The 17,603-nt window shown below is 49.3% G+C and carries 11 protein-coding genes; 6 read left to right on the forward strand and 5 right to left on the reverse strand.

The window, feature by feature from the left end; translation table 11 throughout:
* Positions 1 to 79: 79 nt before the first annotated feature.
* The 3 genes from DXD78_RS04360 to DXD78_RS04370 are packed head-to-tail and all read right to left on the reverse strand — an operon-like array spanning position 80 to position 6,134.
* Positions 80 to 1,465 carry a TolC family protein gene (locus DXD78_RS04360; RefSeq protein WP_009037408.1) on the reverse strand — a complete coding sequence of 462 codons (1,386 nt, stop codon included), beginning with the start codon at positions 1,463 to 1,465 and terminating at the stop codon, positions 80 to 82.
* A gap of 19 nt (positions 1,466 to 1,484) precedes the next feature.
* A complete protein-coding gene (locus DXD78_RS04365; RefSeq protein ID WP_005833831.1) occupies positions 1,485 to 4,904 on the reverse strand; it encodes an efflux RND transporter permease subunit in 3,420 nt (1,139 codons plus the stop codon).
* A 54-nt stretch (positions 4,905 to 4,958) separates the two neighbouring features.
* A complete protein-coding gene (locus DXD78_RS04370; protein ID WP_005833830.1) occupies positions 4,959 to 6,134 on the reverse strand; it encodes an efflux RND transporter periplasmic adaptor subunit in 1,176 nt (391 codons plus the stop codon).
* Positions 6,135 to 6,442: 308 nt separating this feature from the next.
* Here DXD78_RS04370 and DXD78_RS04375 point away from each other — a divergent pair, with 308 nt between their 5' ends.
* Positions 6,443 to 8,392, forward strand: coding sequence for an Ig-like domain-containing domain (locus DXD78_RS04375; protein WP_034529170.1), 1,950 nt, complete (start codon positions 6,443 to 6,445; stop codon positions 8,390 to 8,392).
* Positions 8,307 to 9,221, forward strand: coding sequence for a DUF3108 domain-containing protein (locus DXD78_RS04380; protein ID WP_080545834.1), 915 nt, complete (start codon positions 8,307 to 8,309; stop codon positions 9,219 to 9,221). Before DXD78_RS04375 ends, DXD78_RS04380 begins: the two co-directional genes overlap by 86 nt.
* Here the strand turns inward: DXD78_RS04380 and DXD78_RS04385 are convergent.
* On the reverse strand, positions 9,166 to 9,609 hold the full coding sequence (locus DXD78_RS04385) for a PaaI family thioesterase (RefSeq protein WP_005826009.1): 444 nt from the start codon (positions 9,607 to 9,609) through the stop codon (positions 9,166 to 9,168). The genes DXD78_RS04380 and DXD78_RS04385 overlap by 56 nt on opposite strands.
* A gap of 178 nt (positions 9,610 to 9,787) precedes the next feature.
* Here DXD78_RS04385 and DXD78_RS04390 point away from each other — a divergent pair, with 178 nt between their 5' ends.
* The 3 genes from DXD78_RS04390 to DXD78_RS04400 all read left to right on the forward strand — a co-directional run bounded on the left by DXD78_RS04390 (position 9,788) and on the right by DXD78_RS04400 (position 14,704).
* Positions 9,788 to 10,987 (forward strand): glycoside hydrolase family 88 protein, encoded by a 1,200-nt coding sequence (locus DXD78_RS04390; protein WP_005833826.1) that lies wholly within the window; start codon positions 9,788 to 9,790, stop codon positions 10,985 to 10,987.
* Positions 10,984 to 12,528, forward strand: a complete 1,545-nt coding sequence (locus tag DXD78_RS04395) for a sulfatase (protein ID WP_009037406.1) — start codon at positions 10,984 to 10,986, stop codon at positions 12,526 to 12,528. The genes DXD78_RS04390 and DXD78_RS04395 overlap by 4 nt, the downstream gene beginning before the upstream one ends.
* 145 nt (positions 12,529 to 12,673) lie before the next feature.
* The gene (locus tag DXD78_RS04400) at positions 12,674 to 14,704 is read left to right on the forward strand and encodes a patatin-like phospholipase family protein (RefSeq protein WP_034529333.1); all 2,031 of its coding nucleotides are present in this window, start codon (positions 12,674 to 12,676) and stop codon (positions 14,702 to 14,704) included.
* Between the two features lie 158 nt (positions 14,705 to 14,862).
* Here DXD78_RS04400 and cysS read toward each other — a convergent pair whose 3' ends face one another.
* Positions 14,863 to 16,338: a cysteine--tRNA ligase gene (gene cysS, locus DXD78_RS04405; RefSeq protein ID WP_008662079.1), complete on the reverse strand. Its 1,476-nt coding sequence runs from the start codon at positions 16,336 to 16,338 to the stop codon at positions 14,863 to 14,865.
* A 125-nt stretch (positions 16,339 to 16,463) separates the two neighbouring features.
* Between cysS and mnmA the strand changes: the two genes are divergently transcribed.
* Positions 16,464 to 17,516 carry a tRNA 2-thiouridine(34) synthase MnmA gene (gene mnmA, locus DXD78_RS04410; protein ID WP_009037404.1) on the forward strand — a complete coding sequence of 351 codons (1,053 nt, stop codon included), beginning with the start codon at positions 16,464 to 16,466 and terminating at the stop codon, positions 17,514 to 17,516.
* Positions 17,517 to 17,603 lie beyond the last annotated feature (87 nt).

Below are 17,603 nucleotides of genomic sequence, written 5' to 3' on the forward strand. Positions count from 1 at the left end.
TAATGATTAGTGATAAATGGTTAGTGATTAGGATTTACTATTTCATTAATCGCTAATCACTAATCACTTATCGCTCATTTTATTCTCTTCCTCCTCCAAGCGCTTGATACAGACTGATGACTGCCTGCATGCTGCTGAAGGTGTCGGATACTTCTGCAAGCTGTGCGCTGAGGTAAGACTGCTCGGCAGACAAGACTTCCAGATAGGTCGACGTGCCTAAGTTAAACAATTCTTTTGTATCTGAGGCAGCTTGGCGGGCAGAATTTACTTGAATAGTGCGTGAAACGGCTTTGTCCTTCTCCATTTGATACAGGTGCAGGGCGTTGCTCACTTCATTTCCGGCATTCAGCAGGGCGGTTTGGAACTGAATCTTAGCCTGCTCCTCTTGTGCCTTGGCTTGTTTCAGACGGGCAATGTTGGCACCGCGATAGAACAAGGGTTGCGTCAGCGAACCGATGGCGGAAGCCAGCAGTTTGCCCGGGTTGACGATACCTGCACCGGAGTTATTGGTCCAGCCTCCCGAACCGCTCAATGTAATCTGCGGGTAGAAAGCGGCACGGGCGCTATTGGTGTTATAGTAGTTGGCAGCCAGTGACATCTCGGCAGCTTTCACGTCCGGACGGTTGGATAGCAACTGCAAGGGGATACCTACTGAAAATTCCGTAGGCAGCTGTTGCTCTTCCAGCACACCGCGTGCGATGCTCTGTGCCGGTTGGTGCAACATCAGGCAGAGGGCGTTTTCGGTTTCGCGTATGCTCTGGCGTATGTCGGGCAGTGATGCCATGACTTGAGCGTAGGCAGTGCGGCTCTGCTCTACGGCAGCAGAAGTGGTTCCGTAGATGCCTGCATCTTTCATGGCTTGCACGGTCTCCAGGTTCTTTTTCAGAATCTCGACGGTGCCTTCGGTGATTTGCAGTTGGCGGTCCAGCATCAGCAGGGTGTAGTACATGTTGGCTACGCCGGCGATGACTTGCGTCTGGACGGCTTGTTCGTAGAATTGCGTCTGCTTCAAGCTAACCTTTGCTTGTCGCTTCGGGTTCAGCAGTTGGCCGAAGAGGTCGATTTGCCAGCTTGCGGTGACGGGCAGGGAGTAGATTTGTGTAGCCTTTCCCTTGTCCCAGCTGCTGACGGTTCCTTGCGGAGACAAGGCAAGCGTCGGAGCATAGGCAAGACGGGCAGACATCAGTGCGGCTTGTGCTTGTTTCACGTTCAAGGCGGCACTGCGCAGGTCACCGTTGTTGGTGAGTGCTTGCTCGATAAGTGTCTGCAGCTGCGGGTCTGTGAACACTTCTCTCCAAGGCAGATTACCGAAGTTGGCCGTATCTGCGGCTAATGTATCGTTCACGGACGCCGTGTCGCGATACAGTCCGGCAGTTGTTATGTCTTCGGGTCTGTCGTATGATTTGTAGATGTGGCAACTGCTCAATAAAGCAGTTGCGCACATCAGGCATATTATTTTCTTCATAATCGCTAATCGTTAATCACTATTTTGTATATTGTTCAATCTCCGGTTCTGCATCCGAGTTGTCCACATCTTCCCATTCCATCGGCTTGAATTTCTCCTGCAAGTACTGGAATGCCACGAACAGTGCGGGCACTATGAAGATTTGCAGAATCATACCGATTAACATACCGCCGATGGCAGACGTACCCAGCGTACGGTTACCGTTGGCACCCGCACCGGAAGCAAACATCAGCGGGAGCAGACCGACAATCATTGCCAACGACGTCATCAAGATAGGACGCAGACGGGCTGCGGCACCCAATACGGCTGCCCAGGTGATACTCATACCCATTCTGCGGCGTTCGAGGGCAAACTCTACAATCAAGATGGCATTCTTGGCCAACAGACCCATCAACATGATGAGGGCAATCTGCATATAGATGTCATTGGACATCGTACCCAGAATCATTTTCAGTGCCGGGATGCTGCCCAATGCGCCTATACCGCCTACAAAGAGGAAGCTACCCAGCAGACCGAACGGCACGGACAGCAATACGGATAAAGGCAGGATGTAGCTTTCGTACTGGGCACTCAGCAACAGATAAACGAATACGAAGCACAATATGAAGATGAGTCCCGTAGTGCTGCCACTCGTTTCGGCCTCTTCACGCGCCATACCTCCCAACTCATAACCGAAACCGGCAGGCAGGTTTTCCTGCGCCACTTCGGCAATGGCTTGCAGAGCCTGACCGGAAGTGTAGCCTGATGCGGGAGCCACCATCACCTTCATGGAGGTGTAGAGGTTGAAACGGCTGATGACGTCAGGACCATATACTTTCTTGATGGAGATGAACTGCGTGATAGGTGCCATCTCGTTGCCGTTGCGCACCTTGATGCTTTGCAGTGTTTCCATATTCTTGGTAGCATCAGGTTCGGCTTGTACCATTACGCGGTACATCTTACCGAAGCTGTTGAAGTTGGAAGCATACAAACCACCGTAATATCCCTGCAAGGTAGTCAAGATGTCATTGGGGCTGATGCCTGCTTTCTTACAAGCGGCAGCGTCAATGTCCAGCTGGTATTGCGGGAAGTGAGGGTTGAAGGATGTCTTGGCAGAGTTGATTTCAGGGCGTGCTTCCAGGGCTGCGTTATAGTTGTTCACTACGTCGAAGAAGTGGTTCAAATCACCACCCGTCTTGTCCTGCATGTTCAACTCGATGTCGCTTGAAGCCGAGTAACCCGGAATCATAGGCGGCGCGAAGAACAATACCTGCGCTTCCTTGATAATCTTTTGGGCGCGCATGTACAAAGTGGCGTACACAATCGTGGAGTTCTGCATCGTGGAACGTTCTTCCCAGTTCTTCAGCTTGATGATGAGTGAACCGTAGGAGGGGCCTTGACCGCCCAAGAAGCTATAACCTGAGATAACGGTACGTGACTGTACGGCAGGGTCTGCAGCAACCAAGCTGTCCACACGGTTCAAAATCTCTTGTGCGCGTTCTTGTGAAGTGCCCGGAGGCAGTGTCACAGCGCCCATGATGGTACCGGTGTCTTCGTTGGGCACCATACCGGTCGGGGTTATCTGCATGAATACGCCCAACAGTACAATAGAGCCGATAACCAGTCCTGCCGATATCCAGCGTTTCTGGATGAAGAACAGCACTTGTTTCTTATACTTGCCCAGGATACCGTTGTATGAGTCATTGAAGGACTGTTTGAACTTGTCGGTAGTCATACCTGCCAACGCCAGCACACTGATGATAATCATCAAGCTACACAGAATGGGGTGTTCGCTGAAGCTGAACAGACCGAAAATCATGCCCAGGATAGCTACCGTCACGAAGAGCAGTGTAATGCCGGGACGCATCAACCGGCCTATAGAGTCGGCATAACGTGCAATCATAATCTTGCGGGCTTCCTTGGCGGCAACGCCTACACGCTCTTTCAGACTTTCGTGTCCGCCGTTGTGAGGTTTCAGGAAGATGGCACACAGCGCAGGACTCAGGGTCAGGGCGTTCAGAGCCGAGAAACCGATGGCAATCGCCATGGTCAAACCGAACTGACGGTAGAAAGTACCTGCCGTACCTCCCATGAAGCTCACGGGAACGAATACGGACATCATCACCAACGTAATGGAGACGATGGCACCACCCAGTTCACTCATGGCGTCGATGGAAGCTGTACGGGCCGATTTGTAGCCCTGGTCCAGCTTGGCATGGACGCCCTCGACGACGACGATGGCATCATCGACCACAATCGCAATGGCAAGCACCATGGCCGAAAGGGTCAGCAAGTTGATACTGAAGCCAATCAGTTTCAATACAAAGAAGGTGGCAATCAACGCCACGGGAATGGCGATGGCGGGAATCAACGTGGAGCGCATATCCTGCAGGAAGATATACACTACGATGAACACCAGGATAAAGGCCTCGATCAATGTCTTGATTACCTCATGTATGGAAGCGAAGAGGAAGTCGTTGGCACTCTGTGCAATGTTTATCTTCAAGCCGGCGGGCAGTTTGCTGGAATAGTCGTCCAGTAGGGCCTCGATATCCGAGATGGTCTGCGTGGCATTACTGCCTGCCATCTGGAAAATGATACAACTCACGGCTTTATGTCCGTTTACCATATTGTTGAATCCGTATGACAGACGGCCCAGTTCCACATTTGCTACATCCTTCAGACGGAGTATTTCACCGTTCTCCAAGGCCTTGATGACAATGTTCTCGAACTCCGTAGTCTGTTGCAGACGTCCTTTGTAGCGCAGGGTATACTGGTAGGTTTGGTTACCGCGCTCACCCAACTGGCCGGGAGCCGCTTCGATGTTCTGTTCGCTCAAGGCGGCAACCACATCGTTGGGGATAAGTTTGTATTGGGCCATTACATCAGGTTTCAGCCAGATACGCATGGAGTAGTCTTGTCCCAATACCATGGCATCGCCCACACCGTTGACACGTTTCACCTCAGGGATAAGGTTGATGTTGGCGTAGTTTTCCAGGAACTCGATGTTGTACTGGTCTTTTTCATCATAGATGGAGAATACCATCAACATGGAAGTCTGGCGTTTACGGGTGGTTACACCGATTTTGGTAACTTCGGCAGGCAGCAAGCCTTGCGCCATGGAAACGCGGTTCTGTACGTTCACCGCTGCCATATCGGGGTCGGTACCTTGCTTGAAGTAGATGGAGATGTCGCCCGAACCGCTGTTGGTGGCGCTCGAACTCATATACATCATATTTTCCACACCGTTAATCTGGTCCTCCAGCGGAGCGATAACGGAGTTAAGCACCGTTTGGGCATTGGCACCTTGGTAAGTCGCACTTACCGATACGGTGGGAGGTGCAATGTCCGGGTATTGGGTGATAGGCAAGGTAGCCAGACCAATAACTCCTAAGATTACTATCAGGATGGAAATTACCGTTGATAGTACCGGACGGTTAATAAATCTATCTAATTTCATTTCATGAACAATTAAGGAATTAAAAATTGAAGAATTTTTTTATTTTTCATTCTTTCATTGAAACGCAGTCTGAATATTGCCTTCTTTCTGGTCTTTTAGGGCCTTCTGGTATTCGGCTTCCTTTTCAGCAGGCGTGATGGGCGTGATGGACTGTCCGTCCTTCAGGTTCTGTACCCCTTCGATAACGATTTTTTCGCCTGCTTTCAAACCTTCCGTCACGTAATAATACTTGCCGTCGTCTAAGCTGAACACTTTAACTTCGGTATTTTTCAGCGTGTTGTCCGGTTGCAGTACGAATACGAACTGCTTGTCCTGGATTTCGGTAGTGGCAGACTGTGGAATCATGATGACATCATGCAGCGGGTTGGGGAATACCACATTGCCGGTGCTTCCACTACGCAGCACGTTGTGCTTGTTGGGGAAGAGGGCACGCATGGTTACCGAACCGGTAGTCTGGTCAATGACTCCGCTGATTGTCTCCACGCGGCCACTGTCGGCATACATGGTTCCGTCGATGAGCTGCAACTGTACATTCGGCATCTTTTCCAGAATTTCCTTGGTGCTACCGCCTTCACGAATCTGTGACAAGAGTTGGCGTTCGGTCATGGAGAAGTAGGCGTACATTTCGGAGATGTCGGCAACGGTAGTCAGCGGGCTGGCTACGGAAGGACTAACCAAGCTACCTACGCGGTAGGGAATGCTACCTACTACACCGTCACTGGGGCTGGTTACACTGGTGTATGACAAGTTGTTCTTGGCATTGACCAATTGGGCATTGGCTTGTGCTAGTTGTGCCTTTGTCTGTGCCAGCTGGTTTTCGGCCATTTGCAAATCGTAGTCACTGATGATGTTTTTCTTGTTCAGTTCACGTTTGTTGTTTACAGTCAGTTCTTGTGTGTTTACGGCAGCTTTGGCTGTTTCAACAGCAGCTTTGGCCGAATTTACGGCTGCCTGATACTGTACGGGGTCGATGCTGAACAACACTTGTCCTTTGCGCACTGTTGCGCCTTCATCCACGTGCAATTTTGTGATGAACCCACTCACCATCGGGCGGATTTCTACATCTTGTTTACCCTTGATAGTAGCAGGGTAGCTGTTTGTCAAGTTGGCAGTGGTGGTCTTTGCCTCAATCACTGCAAATTCGGGAGCTTTACCCGTTCCTTTGTCGCCTTGTCCGCAACTGCTGAGCAGTGCCAGGCAACATGCCAATAATACTAATCTACTCTTCATACTCTTTTTTGTTCTCTGTATAATTTTATATTCTTCTTTTTTTCGATTCTTGAAAGGCGTTTTCGTGTGTAATTCATGATTTAGAAATAAGGCAGGAAAAAGAAAACTGAATACTCCTATTCAGTTTTCGTCTGCAAAAATATTCTTTTCTTAGTATATAAGGGGTGAAACACTTCCTTTTTTAACTATGTTTCATACATAGATGAGAACGAAAGGACATTTTTTGATTAAAATACTGTAAAGCATACCGCTAATTGGCAGATAACCTTTATTTTTGCAGCATGTTAGAACGTAAACGCCATACTAAAATGAAGCCGCTTTTCCGCAGGTTGTTGGGGGGTGTTGCCATAGCTGCCGCACTGTATTCTTGTGCCAGTGTGGGCCGTATTGAAGGAGGACCTTATGATGAGACTCCTCCGCGTTTTATTTCCGGTACTCCCACGCCCGGCGCACTCCATCACAATAAAAATAAACTTTCCATTGAGTTCGATGAATTTATCAAGCTTGACAAGCCGAATGAGAAGATTGTAATATCCCCTCCGCAGGTGCAGCAGCCCGAAATTAAGTCTAATGGGAAGAAGGTGGTCATCACTCTGCAGGATACATTGAAACCCAATACTACTTATACATTCGATTTTGGTGATGCCATCCAGGATAATAATGAGGGGAATCCCTTGGAGAATTTCTTCTATTCTTTCTCTACGGGCGACCGTCTCGACTCTATGGCTGTGGCCGGTACAGTACTGAATGCGGCCAATCTTGAACCGGTGAAAGGAATGCTGGTCGGTCTGCATGCCAATCTGGCCGACTCCGCTTTTACCAAACTTCCTTTTGAGCGGGTGGGGCGTACGGACAGTCGCGGACGCTTCTCTATCCGTGGAGTGGCTCCCGGCAAGTATCGCATTTATGCCTTGCAGGATGCCGACCAGAATTTTGCCTATTCCCAGCCGACGGAAGTGATAGCTTTTAATGACTCTATCATCATTCCTTCCATGGAAGAGCGCATGCGCCAGGATACGACCTGGATAGACTCGCTGACAGTAGATACGATTGTAGAACGTCAATATACCCACTACCTTCCGGATGATGTTCTGCTGCGTGCTTTCAAGGAGCTTTCCTTCTCGCAACGTTTTTTGAAGGCCGAACGGTTGACTCCGGAGAAGTTTTCGCTCTATTTCACTGCTCCGGCAGACACGTTGCCTTTATTGAAAGGATTGAACTTTAATGAGGAAGATGCGTTTGTTATAGAACAGCCTACCGGCCGGAACGATACGATTCATTATTGGATAAAGGATTCTCTGCTCTATAAGCAGGATTCCCTGAAAATGAGTATCACCTATTTGTATACGGATAGCCTGAAACGATTGGTACCCCGTACCGATACTTTGAATGTGCTGGCGAAGTTGACATACGACAAGCAGCAGAAGCAGGAAGCGAAGGAAAAGGAACAGAAAGAGCGTGAGAAGAAAAAGAAGAAGTTGAAGGAAGGTGAGGTGGAAGAGCCCGAGCCGACGGAATTCCTGGCTGTAGATGTGTATGCCCCTTCTGCAATCGATGTATATGATTATCTTACTCTGTCGTTTACGGAGCCGGTGGCAAGCATAGATACCACCGCTTTCCATCTGAAACTGAAAGTGGACTCGTTGTGGCAGGATATCCCGTTCGACTTTATGCGCGACTCTTTGGACTTGAAGCGTTATAATCTGTTTGCCGAATGGGCACCCGGCGAAAGCTATACATTTGAAGTGGATTCTGCTGCCATACGCGGGTTGTACGGGTTGTTCTCCGACAAGATAAAGAAGGACTTCAAGGCCAAGAAGCTGGAAGAGTACGGGCAGATATTCTTTAATGTGCATGGAGCGGACTCTCTGGCTTTTGTGGAACTACTGGACGGTCAGGACAAAGTGCTGCGCACGGTGCCGGTGGTGGATGGGAAAGCCGATTTCTATTTCCTCAATCCGGGCAAATATGGAGCGCGGCTGATAAATGATACGAATGGGAATGGCGTCTGGGATACGGGAAACTATGCCGAGAAGCGCCAGCCTGAAATGGTTTACTATTATCCGATGGTTCTGGAGCTTAAAGCGAACTTTGATTTGACCCAGGAATGGGATATTAAGGCCAAGTCCCTGGATAGGCAGAAGCCGGACGAACTAAAAAAACAAAAACCAGATGAAGACAAGAAAAAGCAAAACAGGAACAAAAATAACCGCAGTGGCAATAGCAGCCGCAACAGTGGTAGAGGCCATAGCTATTAGGCGGAAGCAATTGTTCATTCTATTAATGGTGGGAGCGGTCTGTTTGGGAACCTCCCAGTCTGTTCAGGCCCAATGTACTGCAAAGAATGAAGCTTTCCAGTCGGGCGAGCATGTCATGTACGATTTATATTTCAATTGGAAGTTCATTTGGAAGAAGGTGGGTCTGGCAAGCCTCACTACCAATGCCACGACTTACCATTCCGAGCCTGCATTTCGCTTTAACTTGCTTTGTGTAGGCAGTAAAAAGACCGATTTTTTCTTCAAGATGCGTGATACGTTGACTTGTTATGTCAGCGATAGGTTGGAGCCGCTCTACTTCCGTAAAGCGGCGGAGGAGGGAAGCCGCCATACGGTGGACGAGGCTTGGTTCTCCTACTCGGACGGACTGGCGAATGTAAAGCAGAGACGCACCTGGCACAATCCCGTGCGTGAGGCTCAGGAGATGGAATACAGTGATAGTCGCTGTATCTTCGATATGTTGAGCATTTTGGCGCAGGCGCGCTCTTATGACCCTAAAGACTACAAGGTAGGGCAGAAGATACTCTTTCCCATGGCCACAGGACGCAGGGTGGAAGAGCAGACGTTGATTTACCGCGGCAAGGAGGAGGTCAAGGCGAATAACGACACCGTTTACCGCTGCTTGGTATTCTCTTTCGTAGAGTACAAGAAAGGTAAGGAGAAGGAGGTCATCACCTTCTTCGTATCCGATGATAAGAACCACCTTCCCATTCGCTTGGACATGTATTTGAATTTCGGTTCGGCCAAGGCATTCTTCAAGAGTGTCCGGGGCAACCGCTATCCGATGACGTCTGTGGTAAGGAAAAAGTGATGTTATCCCCTTTTCTAAATACACTGGATTCGAAAGTGGCAATCAGTTTTCCCTCCTGGTTGGTGACGTCGATCTGGTAATATCCGGTGGTGCGGCCGATGTAGCGTTCGCGTGCTTCGGCATACAGTACATCGCCCGGTCCGCTGCTGCGCAGGAAGGTGATATTGGACGAAAGAGAGAAGGCCAATGTTCCGTGGGAGTTGGCTGCTGCTGCCAGTGCCAGGTCGGCAAGGGTGAAGATGGCACCCCCTTGCGTACGGCCTCCCGCATTGAGATGCTCTGCCGTGATAACCAGGCGTGCCTTGCTGTATCCTTCCTTTATTTCTATCAGTTCTACACCTGCATTCGTGGCGAAGCGGTCGTTCTTAAAAAACTCTTGTGCGGTCATGGGGAGTAATGATTAATGTTTAGTGATTAATGATTAATGGGTGGAAAATATGTGCTTCCGGACGCAAAAGTAACGATTTTAGCCATTAATTGAATTATTTAGGCGGGTCAAATCTGTACACTTGCTCTACTTTTGCAGCAGGAAAAATCATAAACTCTTAATAAATAAATCCCTTATTATGAAAACAGTCCTCACTACATTGGGAATCTCCCTCCTTGTATTGGCAGGTTGCGCAGGGCAAAAGCAGGCTGAAAGCAACTTTATCCAAGAAAACATTGATAATGCTGTGGCTCAGGAGACAATTCAGACAGACATTATCGAAAAATCCGGTAAAATCCTTAATCCCCGTACCATTGATAAGGATGGGAACATTGTCTATGTACCTATCGACGATTGGTGTTCCGGCTTCTTCCCCGGTAATATCTGGCATATGTACGAGTTGACCGGTGACCAGAAGTGGCTGCCGCTGGCAGAGAAGTATACCGAGGATTTGGATTCGGTACAATACCTTACCTGGCACCATGATGTGGGCTTTATGATTGGCAGCAGCTACTTGAACGGATACCGTTTTGCGGGTAAGGAGGAGTACAAGCCGGTCATCATACAGACAGCCAAATCATTGTCTACCCGTTTCCGCCCTGCAGCAGGCGTACTTCAGTCATGGGATGCAGACAAGGGGTGGCAGGCTGAACGTGGCTGGAAATGTCCCGTTATCATTGATAATATGATGAACCTCGAACTGCTGTTCGAAGCTTCCAGGCTGTCCGGTGACTCCACTTTCTACAACATAGCCCGGAAGCATGCCGATACGACTATGGCTAACCATTTCCGTGAGGACAACAGCTGCTATCATGTGGTGGATTATGACCCCGAAACCGGTGAAGTCCGTAAGAGACAGACTGCACAAGGCTATGCCGACGAGTCTGCTTGGGCACGTGGACAAGCGTGGGCCTTGTACGGCTATACCATGTGCTATCGCTATACACACGATGCCAAATACCTGGAACAGGCTGAAAAGGTCTACAACTTTATCTTCAACAACAAGAATCTTCCGGAAGACTTGGTTCCCTACTGGGATTTCGATGCTCCCAATATCCCGAATGAACCTCGCGATGCTTCGGCAGCTGCCTGCACGGCGTCCGCCCTTTACGAGCTGAGTACTTATCTGCCGGATAAGGGATACAAGGAAACCGCCGACCGGATTATGGAAAGCCTCGCTTCTCCTTCCTACCGTGCCAAGGTGGGTACCAACGGCAACTTCATCCTGATGCACTCTGTGGGCAGTATTCCTCATGGTGCGGAGATTGATGTACCGCTGAATTATGCCGACTATTACTTCCTGGAAGGATTGATGCGTAAAAGAGACTTGGAAAAATGAAAACTCAATTAAATATTTTGTTAGGTGGTTTAGGTTTGTTCGCCTTGCAGGGCTGTAAAGCCCCGCAGGCGGAACAATCCGTCCAGCCGAATGTCATTTACGTTTTTCCCGACCAATACCGTAACCAGGCGATGGAGTTCTGGGGCCAGGAAGGTTTTCGCGAGAAAGTAAACTTTCGGAATGACCCGGTGCACACCCCGCGCTTGAATGATTTTGCCCGGGAGTCGGTGGTATTGACATCTGCCATGAGCAACTGCCCGTTGAGCAGTCCCCACCGTGGTTCTCTGTTGACGGGAATGTATCCTAATAAGAGTGGTATTCCATTGAATTGCAATTCGAGCCGTCCCATCAGCTCCCTGCGTGAGGATGCTGTGTGTGTGAGTGATGTTTTCTGCAATGCCGGATATGACTGTGCCTACTTTGGCAAACTGCATGCCGACTTTCCTACCCCCAACGACCCCGAACGTCCCGGACAGTATGTGGAAGACCGTGTACCTGTATGGGATGCCTATACGCCGAAAGAACGTCGTCATGGGTTCAATTACTGGTATTCCTACGGTACCTTTGACGAACACAAGAATCCGCATTACTGGGATACGGAAGGCCGTCGCCACGACCCGCGCGAGTGGTCACCGTTACACGAATCGGGCAAGGTGGTGTCTTATCTGAAGAACGAGGGGAATGTACGCGACCCGAAGAAACCTTTCTTCATTATGGTAGGCATGAATCCTCCCCATAGTCCGTACCGTTCTTTGGACGACTGTATGGAGGAAGATTTCAATCTCTATAAAAACCAGCCTCTGGACAGCTTGCTCGTCCGTCCGAATGCCGACTCCAAGATGCTCAAGGCAGAGAGTGCACGCTACTACTTTGCTTCTGTGACGGGTGTCGACCGTGCTTTCGGTCAGATACTTGATGCCTTGAAGGAACTCGGGCTGGACAAGAATACCATTGTCGTGTTTGCCTCCGACCATGGAGAGACCATGTGCAGCCAGCATACGGAAGACCCGAAGAATTCCCCGTACTCCGAGTCCATGAACGTTCCTTTCCTGGTGCGTTTTCCCGATAAGATTAAGCCTCGCGTGGACGACTTGATGCTTTCCTCGCCGGACATCATGCCTACCTTGTTGGGGCTTGCCGGTCTTGCCGACTCCATTCCGGCCGAGGTGCAGGGGCGCAACTATGCACCGCTTTTCTTCGATGAAAAGGCGGATATTGTACGTCCCACCGGCGCTCTCTACATCCAGAACCTGGACGGTGAGAAGGATGCGGAAGGCATGGTCCGTTCCTACTTCCCTTCGTCGCGCGGCTTTAAATCGGCGCGCTACACGCTGGCGCTCTACATTGACCGCGAAAACCATAAGCTGGTCAAAAGTTTGTTGTTTGACGATGAAAAGGATCCGTATCAGATGAATAACCTTTCTTTGGAAGAAAACCAAGAAGTCGTAAAAGACCTTTGCGCAGAGATGGGCAAAGTGTTGAAAGAGATTGATGATCCTTGGTATAAGGAAGGTATCTTGAAGGATATGATACCTTATTGATTGGAAATGGGTTATAGATAATCCTCCATAAATTGCTTGAACGTTTTTTGCGACCCGCTTCGACTGATAGTGAACTATTTGTCGGAGCGGGTTGTTTGATTCAGAATGGAATAAATTACCAATACGTATTAAGTAAATGATGGAGATGAAGTATAGACTATGGGCTTGTTTGTTGTTTTTGCCGATGGTCCTTTGGGCGTCCGGGCGTCCGAAAGTGGCTGTCGTACTCAGTGGGGGTGGCGCCAAAGGGACGGCGCATATCGGTGCTCTGAAAGTAATTGAAGAAGCGGGTATCCCTATAGATTATGTGGTGGGCACTAGTATGGGGGCCATTGTGGGCGGTTTGTATTCTATCGGATATACCCCACAGCAATTGGACAGTATGGTGAATGCCCAGAACTGGAAATTCTTGCTCTCGGATGCCCCCAATCCTAAGGATGTGTTGCTGGATGACCGGTTGAAGTCGGAGCGCTATGTACTCTCCATTCCGTTTTCTTTGAAATCTGCCGCTGTTTCGGATGCGGGTATCATAAAAGGGAAGAATCTGGCACGTTTGTTCTCCACATTGACAGAAGGTTACCAGGATTCTGTGGATTTTAGCCGTCTTCCTATTCCGTTTGCCTGCGTGTCGGAAAATCTGGTGAATGGCAGCGAAGTAGTGTTCCATGAGGGAATACTGGCCACTGCCATGCGTTCCAGCATGTCCATTCCCGGTGTGTTTGCTCCGGTAGACCTGGATGGAATGGTGTTGGTGGACGGTGGAATGGTGAATAACTATCCGGTAGATGTGGCGCTTGCCATGGGGGCCGACTACATTATCGGGGTGGATGTGCAGAGTCCGCTGCTTAAGGCTTCCGAGCTGAAATCGGTGAAAGACATCTTCGGGCAAATCATCAATCTGCAAGGAGAGAAGAAATACCGTGAGAATCTGCGTAATACCGACGTGTTGATAAAGGTGGATGTCACCGGCTATTCGGCTGCAAGTTTCACCAAAGAGGCCATCGACACTTTGATGGTGCGGGGAGAGCGTGCTGCCATGGACAGTTGGGACGGACTGCTTGCCCTGAAACGGAAGCTGGGACTTGCAGAAGATTATCAGCCTCGCCGCCCGGGACCTTTCCGCTTGCCCGGCGCGGCTGTTGATAGGGAGATTCCCGTTGATTCCCAAATAGCCGCCCCTGCTGTACGGGAGAACAAGCTGAATGTCGGTTTTCGTTTTGATACGGAAGAACTGGCGGCGTTGCAGGCAAATACGGACTTCTATTTCGGCCGGCAGCGGGAGTCGCTGGCCAGCCTCACCGCCCGTCTGGGCAAGCGTACACTGGCACGACTCGGATATAGTTATCAGTGGGACGGTGGATGGCAGGCAGGACTTGCCTATCAGTTCGACTATAAAGATATGAATATTTATAATGAAGGCAAACGGGCGCTGGATTTGACTTTTACACATCAACTGGTCCGTATGGGGGCGGCGAAGGACTGGAACAATATCCAGGTCAGTCTGGGCATTGACTTTGATTACTACCACTATCATGATTTGCTGTCGCTCGACCCGTTAGCTTCGGCACTGTTTGAAAATTCGTCCTTATTCAGTTACTTTGCCGGACTTGTGTTCAACAACTTGAATGAGAGGAGCGCCCCTACAAAAGGTATGTCGTGGGCGGTATCCTATCATCTCTATACGGATAACTTCTTCCAGTATAAGGACAACAATCCTATTTCTGTTTTCGATGCCCGTTGGCAGGGATGTTTCTCTCCCTCGAGTAAGTTCACTGTCACTCCTTCGTTTTATGGACGCGTATTGTCCGGAAGCGGTAATTATCCTTTTGCCATCATTAATATGGTGGGGGGAACCATACCGGGGCGCTATATGCCACAGCAGATACCGTTTACGGGCATCAACCGTGCGGAACTGTCACAAGCCGCACTGCTGGTTGCAGGGCTGAACCTCAGACAGCGTATCTTGAAAAACCAGTATATATCAGTGATGGGCAGTTATGGGCGAAACTCCGGGAAGTTTCATCAGATTCTTGACTCTTCCGAATCGGTTGATATGGCAGGGGTAGGCATCGGCTATATGTACAAGAGTTTTCTGGGACCAGTGGAGATACAATTGAATTGGTCCAACCAGACGAAGAAAGTAGGGTGGTATGCCGGGTTCGGATTCGTATTCTAACAGGGATGTATCAAAATACACAATCACCATAGGATTATACAGATTTTATTTTTCAGTTAAAAGAACAGAAGAACAAGAGAGAGAAATATGTTCTTTTGTTCTTCTGTCTAAAACTTACCCCAATCTGTATGATTCTGTGGTGAGTTATGATACCTTCGTTATTTATTCAGCTTCCATTCGCTTCCGTCCTTACCGTCCTTAATCTCGAAACCGAGCGCGGTGAGTTCATTGCGGATTTTGTCGGATGTAGCCCAATCTTTGTTGGCTTTTGCCTTTGAACGCTCTTCCAATAGCATGTCCACTACCTTGCCGAAGGCAGCTTCACGCTCTTCGTTGGAGGCGTTGTCTTCTTGTAATCCTAAGATGTCGAAGCAGAAGAGGTGGAAGGTTTCCTTCAATTCTTTCAGGTCTTCGGCTGTGATGGAATCGTTTCCAGCTAGGATATTGTTTACCATCTTGGCGCCGTCGAAGAGGTGGGCGATGACAATCGGTGAGTTCAAGTCATCATTCATGGCTTCGTAACACTTGGCACGCAGGGATTTCACGTCTATGGTGGAGGTTGCAGCAGGGGTAATCTTGTCCAGTCCATGTACAGCATCCATCAGTCTTGCCAATCCCTTTTCGGCGGCTTGCAGAGCTTCGTTGCTGAAGTCTACCGTACTGCGGTAGTGGGCTTGCAGGGTGAAGAAGCGGATGGTCATTGGGCTGTAGGCTTGCTCCAGCATGGGGTGTGTGCCTTTGAAGAGCTCTTCCAATGTGATGAAGTTACCGTAAGACTTACCCATTTTCTGTCCGTTCACGGTCAGCATGTTGTTGTGCATCCAATAATGTACCATATCTTCCCCTTGGGAAGCTACGGATTGTGCAATCTCGCATTCGTGATGCGGGAAGATAAGGTCCATGCCGCCACCATGAATGTCGAAGTGCTCGCCCAAGTATTTCTTTCCCATGGCTGTACATTCGGCGTGCCAGCCGGGGAAGCCGTCGCTCCACGGGGAAGGCCAACGCATGATGTGTTCCGGTTGCGCACATTTCCAGAGGGCAAAGTCTGCGGGGTTGTGCTTCTCGCTCTGTCCGTCCAGTTCGCGGGTGGTGTTGAGAACATCATCCAGGTTGCGTCCGGAGAGCTTGCCGTAGTGATGGTCCTTATTGTATTTTTCTACATCGAAATAAACGGAACCTTCACTTTCGTAGGCATATCCGTTCTTCAATATCTCCTTTACAAGTTCTATCTGTTCGATGATGTGGCCGCTGGCATGTGGCTCGATACTGGGAGACAGCACATTCAATGCATCCATCGCCTTATGATAGCGGTTGATGTAGTACTGTGCCACTTCCATTGGTTCCAGTTGTTCCAGACGGGCTTTTTTCGCAATCTTGTCTTCACCTTCGTCGGCATCGTGCTCCAGATGGCCCACGTCGGTAATGTTGCGGACATAGCGCACCTTGTAGCCGATGTGCGTCAGGTAGCGGAACAGCAGGTCGAAAGTGATGGCAGGGCGTGCATGTCCCAAGTGCGGGTCACCGTACACGGTCGGTCCGCAGACATACATGCCTACATGCGGTGCATGCAGCGGTACGAACAGCTCTTTTTTTCTATTTAAAGTGTTGTAAATGGTCAGTTGATGTTCCATAACAGTTGATTATTAGTTCTTTTAGGAGTACAAAGGTATAATAAATCTGTGAAAATCTATAATGATATTCTGTTTTATAAGAGTAAATGCAACGGATTTCACCTTCGTTTATTACTTTTGTATCCATGAAGTCAGATAAACGTGTATTGCTTGGCATGAGTGGCGGCACGGATAGTTCCGTGGCCGCCATGAGGTTGCAGGAAGCCGGTTATGAGGTGACTGGCGTGACTTTCCGTTTCTATGAGGCAGGAGATGAGACCGGGTATTTGGAAGATGCACGGGCTCTGGCCCTGAAGCTGGGGATGAAACACATTACCTATGATGCACGCGAGCTTTTCCGTTCGCGTATTATCCGCTATTTTGTGGAAGAGTATCTAAGGGGGCGTACTCCCGTTCCTTGCACGGTCTGCAATAATGAGCTGAAGTGGGCGCTGTTGGCTAAAATAGCCGATGAAAAGGGGATTTATTGGATTTCTACCGGACATTATGTGCGTAAAGTCTTGTCCGGAGGAAAGTATTATATAGCTCCTGCCGCAGATAAGGACAAAGACCAGACTTTCTTTCTGTGGGGATTGAAGCAGGACATCCTGCAGCGTATGTTGCTTCCGATGGGAGATATTACGAAAAATGAGGCGCGCTCGTATGCGGCGGAGCGTGGTTTCGGGCAGGTGGCTGCGAAGAAAGACAGTATAGGGGTGTGCTTTTGTCCTTTGGATTACCGTTCCTTTTTAAAGTGTGAAGTCCCCGAAACACTATTACCCGGTAAAGGTAGATTCGTCGATGAAAAGGGGAATTTCTTAGGATGGCATGAGGGCTATCCGTTTTATACCGTAGGGCAACGTAGGGGCTTGGGTATCCATCTGAACAAGGCTGTTTTTGTGAAAGAGACAAGAGTGGAAAGCAATGAAGTCGTTTTAGCTCCGCTCTCTTCCCTCTACAGGCAGGAAATGTGGCTGGGAGACTGGAACCTGGTGGAGAATAGTCGTGTGCTGGGTGCAAACGAGGTTATTGTGAAGATACGCTACCGTAAGCAGGCAAACCGGTGCAGGGTGACTCTTACGGTGGAAGGTCTGTTACGTGTCCGTCTGATAGAGCCGCTGGAATCCATTGCACCCGGGCAGGCAGCGGCTTTCTATGATAAGGACGGATACTTGTTGGGCGGTGGAATTATTCTCTGAACCTTACATTCGTTTTATAGCTTCTCGAACAAAAGATAGTAAATGTTGTTAATTTTATGAGACGTCTTTTTATGAGAAACTTTTAAA

Source organism: Bacteroides sp. D20 (assembly GCF_003436255.1).
Taxonomy (GTDB): Bacteria; Bacteroidota; Bacteroidia; order Bacteroidales; family Bacteroidaceae; genus Bacteroides; species Bacteroides uniformis.

What these genes read in the sequence shown, in the direction of transcription:
- DXD78_RS04380 (WP_080545834.1), top strand. Translation starts at nt 8,307, where the DNA reads ATGAAGACAAGAAAAAGCAAAACAGGAACAAAAATAACCGCAGTGGCA.
- DXD78_RS04365 (WP_005833831.1), bottom strand. Translation starts at nt 4,904, where the DNA reads ATGAAATTAGATAGATTTATTAACCGTCCGGTACTATCAACGGTAATT.
- DXD78_RS04400 (WP_034529333.1), top strand. Translation starts at nt 12,674, where the DNA reads ATGAAGTATAGACTATGGGCTTGTTTGTTGTTTTTGCCGATGGTCCTT.
- DXD78_RS04375 (WP_034529170.1), top strand. Translation starts at nt 6,443, where the DNA reads ATGAAGCCGCTTTTCCGCAGGTTGTTGGGGGGTGTTGCCATAGCTGCC.
- mnmA (WP_009037404.1), top strand. Translation starts at nt 16,464, where the DNA reads ATGAAGTCAGATAAACGTGTATTGCTTGGCATGAGTGGCGGCACGGAT.
- DXD78_RS04395 (WP_009037406.1), top strand. Translation starts at nt 10,984, where the DNA reads ATGAAAACTCAATTAAATATTTTGTTAGGTGGTTTAGGTTTGTTCGCC.
- DXD78_RS04385 (WP_005826009.1), bottom strand. Translation starts at nt 9,609, where the DNA reads ATGACCGCACAAGAGTTTTTTAAGAACGACCGCTTCGCCACGAATGCA.
- DXD78_RS04390 (WP_005833826.1), top strand. Translation starts at nt 9,788, where the DNA reads ATGAAAACAGTCCTCACTACATTGGGAATCTCCCTCCTTGTATTGGCA.
- DXD78_RS04370 (WP_005833830.1), bottom strand. Translation starts at nt 6,134, where the DNA reads ATGAAGAGTAGATTAGTATTATTGGCATGTTGCCTGGCACTGCTCAGC.
- cysS (WP_008662079.1), bottom strand. Translation starts at nt 16,338, where the DNA reads ATGGAACATCAACTGACCATTTACAACACTTTAAATAGAAAAAAAGAG.
- DXD78_RS04360 (WP_009037408.1), bottom strand. Translation starts at nt 1,465, where the DNA reads ATGAAGAAAATAATATGCCTGATGTGCGCAACTGCTTTATTGAGCAGT.